General features: G+C 42.7%; 4 protein-coding genes. 3 read left to right on the plus strand and 1 reads right to left on the minus strand.

Annotated features, from left to right (window positions below):
* Positions 1–441 precede the first annotated feature (441 nt).
* From rpsB to shc, 3 genes are all read left to right on the plus strand, one after another.
* Positions 442–1,239, plus strand: a complete 798-nt coding sequence (gene rpsB / locus PX482_RS17385; protein WP_079210095.1) for a 30S ribosomal protein S2 — start codon at positions 442–444, stop codon at positions 1,237–1,239.
* 116 nt (positions 1,240–1,355) lie between these two features.
* A complete protein-coding gene (gene tsf, locus PX482_RS17390) occupies positions 1,356–2,111 on the plus strand; it encodes a translation elongation factor Ts (RefSeq protein WP_002734629.1) in 756 nt (251 codons plus the stop codon).
* Between the two features lie 242 nt (positions 2,112–2,353).
* Positions 2,354–4,261 (plus strand): squalene--hopene cyclase, encoded by a 1,908-nt coding sequence (shc, locus tag PX482_RS17395; protein ID WP_288026906.1) that lies wholly within the window; start codon positions 2,354–2,356, stop codon positions 4,259–4,261.
* Positions 4,262–4,321: 60 nt separating this feature from the next.
* On the opposite strand, the gene PX482_RS17400 is transcribed toward shc, so the two are convergent.
* A complete protein-coding gene (locus PX482_RS17400; RefSeq protein ID WP_288026904.1) occupies positions 4,322–4,717 on the minus strand; it encodes a helix-turn-helix domain-containing protein in 396 nt (131 codons plus the stop codon).
* Positions 4,718–4,927 lie beyond the last annotated feature (210 nt).

A 4,927-nucleotide genomic window follows, 5' to 3' on the forward strand; every position in this document is an offset into this window, starting at 1 on the left:
AACCCTTACATAGAAAGGCATTTAGCGATTTTTGTCAATTGTTTTTGCTCTAGAGCAAACTAATCAATTAAGTCTCTTACCAGATAAGGATTTAGTCGATTTATGCCCCCCTATCGAACCATACCAAGTAACGAAGAACCATCAGTGATCAGTAAACAGTAATCATTAATCAGTGAAAAGACAGTAGGAAACTTCTATTTAATGCTGCTCACTTAAAACTCAAATCTGATAACTGATAGCTGTCTCCTGTCTCCTGTCTCCTGTCTCCTGTCTCCTGTCTCCTGTCTCCTGTCTCCTGTCTCAACCAAGAAATTAATTTTGCACGACTACTTATGTTAGACTAGAAAAGTTGTCAAAAATCGCACATCTAGGCGATCGGGTGTTTCTAGGAATCTAGAAATCCAGCCCTAGATGGAGGATAAACCCGAAAAGGAGAAAAATATGCCCGTTGTCTCTCTTGCAGAATTGCTAGAGTCTGGGGTTCACTTTGGCCATCAAACGCGCCGTTGGAACCCGAAAATGTCTCAGTACATCTACACTGCCCGGAATGGGGTTCATATCATTGATTTGGTGCAAACTGCCCAATTAATCGAAGAAGCTTACGAATTTGTCCGAGGAGAAGCCGATCGCGGTAAACGCTTTTTATTCATCGGTACGAAACGGCAAGCGGCAGCAATCATTAAACAGGAAGCTTTACGCAGCGGTAGCCACTTCGTTAACCAACGCTGGTTAGGGGGAATGTTAACCAACTGGGAAACCATTCGCGGCCGGGTAGAAAGACTCAAAGAATTAGAAGAATTAGAAAATAGTGGCGCCCTCGATAAACGACCGAAAAAAGAAGCATCGGTACTGCGTCGGGAATTAGGCAAACTAGAAAAATACCTCGGTGGCATTAAAACCATGCGCCGGCTGCCGGATTTAGTCATCGTAGTGGATCAGCGTCGGGAATACAACGCTATCCAAGAATGCCAAAAATTGGGCATTCCCATCATCTCCCTCTTGGATACTAACTGCGATCCTGACTTGGTAGATGTGCCGATTCCCGCCAACGATGACGCAATTCGCTCAGTCAAACTGATTTTAGGCAAAATTAGCGATGCGATCATCGAAGGTCGTCGCGGTGGTCAAGCAGCGGTGGAAGAATACGAGGAAGACTACGATAATGAAACCGAGTACGAGGAAGAAGGTGATTATTCCCAATACGCCGCCGAATTTGCCAGTGGAGACGACGATAACTAGGGAAAATTAGCTATTGATCGCCAATAGGTTCGGGGGGAAACTTTCCGGACCTATCGATCAGTAAAACCTGCCCCTCTCGTGGCATGATCAACTATAAGCAGTAGGTTAGGAATTTTATGGCGGAAATTACAGCACAACAGGTTAAAGAACTTAGGGAAAAGACCGGCGCCGGCATGATGGATTGCAAGAGGGCGCTGACGGAAAACGCGGGGGATATAACCAAAGCGATCGAATGGTTGCGTCAAAAAGGGATTACTTCCGCCGAGAAAAAAGCTAGTCGGGTAGCGGCAGAAGGGATGATCGGCAGTTACATCCACACCGGCAGTCGCATCGGTGTTTTAGTGGAAGTGAACTGCGAAACCGATTTTGTTGCCCGTCGCGAGGAGTTCAAAAAATTGGTTAATGACGTGGCGATGCAGATTGCCGCTTGTCCTAACGTCGAATATGTGAAAGTGGCCGATATTCCCGCCGAAATCTCCGCCAAAGAAAAAGAAATTGAGATGGGACGGGACGATTTAGCCAATAAACCCGATAATATCAAAGAAAAAATCGTGGCCGGCCGCATTGAAAAACGTTTGAAAGAACTTTCTCTGCTCGATCAACCCTTTATCCGCGATCAGAACATCAGTATTGACGAATTGCTCAAACAAGCGATCGCCGCTTTGGGAGAGAATATTCAGGTGCGTCGTTTCCAACGCTTTGTACTAGGTGAAGGGATCGAGAAAGAAGAAACGGATTTCGCCGCCGAAGTAGCCGCCCAAATGGGACAAAAAGCCCCGGAACCCGTAGCAGCAGCCCCGCAAGTGGAGGAAAAAGCTCCGGAACCGGCAGCGAAGGATAATCCGCCCGCTAAAGGCAAAAAGAAAAAGTAAGTTAAATGAAGATCAATCTGGTGGGGTGCGAGTTTCGTACCCTTTTTGTCTTCAGGGGGGTGGGGGTACTTGATCAGTTATCAGTAATCAGTCAAAAGAAAAAAGAAATTGGCAACCAAAGCAAATTCCTTGACTGGATTCCTTGGGAACAAAAGCCCATTCTTTAGCTACTTATTAAAAACTTTGTAAATAAGATTATCTTATTTGCACTCGTGGTCCCTAGAGGTTGTCGAACGGAAAAAATGCAGATTCAGGAAAAAATCACCGAAATAGCCGCTAAAACAGCGAAAGCGATCGAACTTTCTCAAAATTATTTACTTTCTACCCAATACTCTGACGGTTACTGGTGGGCAGAATTAGAATCTAATGTCACCATCACCTCAGAAGCAATTTTACTGCACAAAATCTGGAAAACTGACAAAAAACGCCCCCTAGACAAAGCAGCCACCTATCTGCGTCAGCAACAGTGTCCTAACGGCGCTTGGGAGTTATTTTATGGTGATGGTGGCGATCTTAGCACCACTGTGGAAGCCTACATGGGGCTGCGACTATTGGGAATTCCCGCTAATGATCCTGCTTTAGAAAAAGCTAGAGAATTTATCTTAGCTAAAGGTGGCATCAGCAAAACCCGCATTTTCACCAAAATGCACCTCGCTTTGATTGGTTGTTACGATTGGCAGGGGGTTCCCTCTATCCCCGCTTGGATTATGCTACTGCCGGAAAATTTCCCTTTTACTATCTATGAAATGTCCAGTTGGGCGCGGGGAAGTACGGTTCCTTTATTAATTGTTTTCGACAAAAAACCCGTGTATAAAATGGGTTTTAATCTCGATGAACTCTATACAGAAGGGGTGAATAATGTCAAGTATGAGTTACCAAAAAATAACGATTGGGCGGATGTTTTCCTCTGGTTAGATGGGCTGTTTAAATGGGCAGAAAAAACTGATTTAGTTCCCTTCCGTCAAGAAAGTCTGAAAGCGGCGGAAAAATGGGTAATTGAACGACAGGAAGACACGGGCGATTGGGGAGGAATTATCCCGGCGATGTTAAATTCTCTGTTAGCTTTAAAAGCCCTAGGTTATGATGTTTACGATCCGATTGTTGCCCGGGGTTTAAAAGCGGTGGATAATTTTGCCATTGAGACAGATAATACCTATTGTGTACAGCCCTGTGTGTCGCCGGTTTGGGATACGGCTTGGGTAATTCGATCGCTAATTGAATCCGGTCTAAATCCCGCTCATCCAGCTATGATTAAAGCGGGACAATGGTTAATCGATCAACAAATTCTTGATTATGGCGATTGGGCGATTAAAAATAAAATCGGAACCCCCGGGGGTTGGGCTTTTGAATTTGATAATCGCTGGTATCCCGATTTAGACGATTCGGCAGTGGTGGTGATGGCTTTAGAGTTAATTAAAATGCCCGATGAAAATATTAAAAAAAGCGTGATGAAACGGGCAGTTAATTGGATGGCTACTATGCAGTGTAAAGCTGGTGGTTGGGGAGCTTTTGACATCGATAACGATCAAAACTGGCTTAATTCTTTGCCCTATGCCGATCTAAAAGCAATGATCGATCCTAATACGGCTGATGTTACTGCCAGAGTTCTAGAAATGTTAGGTACTTGTGATGTTAAAATGGAGGAAAATCGAGTTAAAAAAGCTTTGGATTATCTGGAAAAAGAACAGGAAGCTGATGGTAGTTGGTTTGGTCGTTGGGGTGTAAATTATATTTATGGAACCAGTGGGGCATTATCTGCTTTGGCTTTTCTGGAACCGAATAAATATCGCCAGCAATTGCAAAAAGGAGCCAATTGGTTAAGCAGTTGTCAAAATGTTGATGGTGGTTGGGGTGAAACCTGTTTTAGTTACAATAACCCTAAATTTAAAGGACAGGGAAATAGTACCGCTTCCCAAACTGCTTGGGCATTAATCGGTTTATTAGCCGTCGGGAAAGTCACCGGTAATTATCAGCGAGAAGTAATCGAAAAGGGCGTTAACTATCTTCTTGTTACCCAAAAAGAAAATGGTACATGGGATGAAGATTACTTCACTGGTACAGGTTTTCCCTGTCATTTTTACCTGAAATATCATTTCTATCAGCAGTATTTTCCTTTACTGGCTTTGGGGCGTTATCGGGCTTTGATTTAGTCCGTTAACCTATGCGTTAAGACAGGAAATAAGCTTAACTGTCTAGCGCATTTTTTGTGACTAACTAGGAAAAAATAAATCAGGAGATATATTTAAAAAATTGGCTAATTTTTGAATGTAGACAGTAGTTAAATCTTGTTGCCCATCAAGAATATCATCCAGGGTTGACTTGCTTTCAAAAATAGATAGCAAATCTTGCTTTTGTAGGTTTCTTTCCTCTAATATGAATTTCAACAATTCAATTCCATAAATATCAGGTATTGGCTCTTGATTTTCCTCATACTCATAAATTAAAGCCCCTAAAACATTTAGATATTCCCTTTCTTCTGCCGTTAATTGGGGTTTGTCTAACAGGCGATTAATAACCTCCTGCATCATTTCTAAGTCTTCCTCATTGTGAATAGGACGAGGAGGGTATTGCTTTAATAATTCTAAGTATTTATCAGTGGCAAACATAAAGATAACTCTAATTTTATGGTTTAAATAGGGGTGACTGAAGGAGATACAAAATTTTTAGTTAATAATTTATAGTTTTCATAAGTGGGTGGGTGGAATTAAATATAAGATAAACGTAGGTTGGGTTGAAGCATGAAACCCAACGCCCGCATGGGTTACGCTACCGCTAACCCATCCTACAAATAATTTTTCCTCCCTACTTATTTGGAG

The organism is Microcystis sp. M53602_WE12, assembly GCF_030065455.1.
Taxonomy (GTDB): Bacteria; Cyanobacteriota; Cyanobacteriia; order Cyanobacteriales; family Microcystaceae; genus Microcystis; species Microcystis aeruginosa.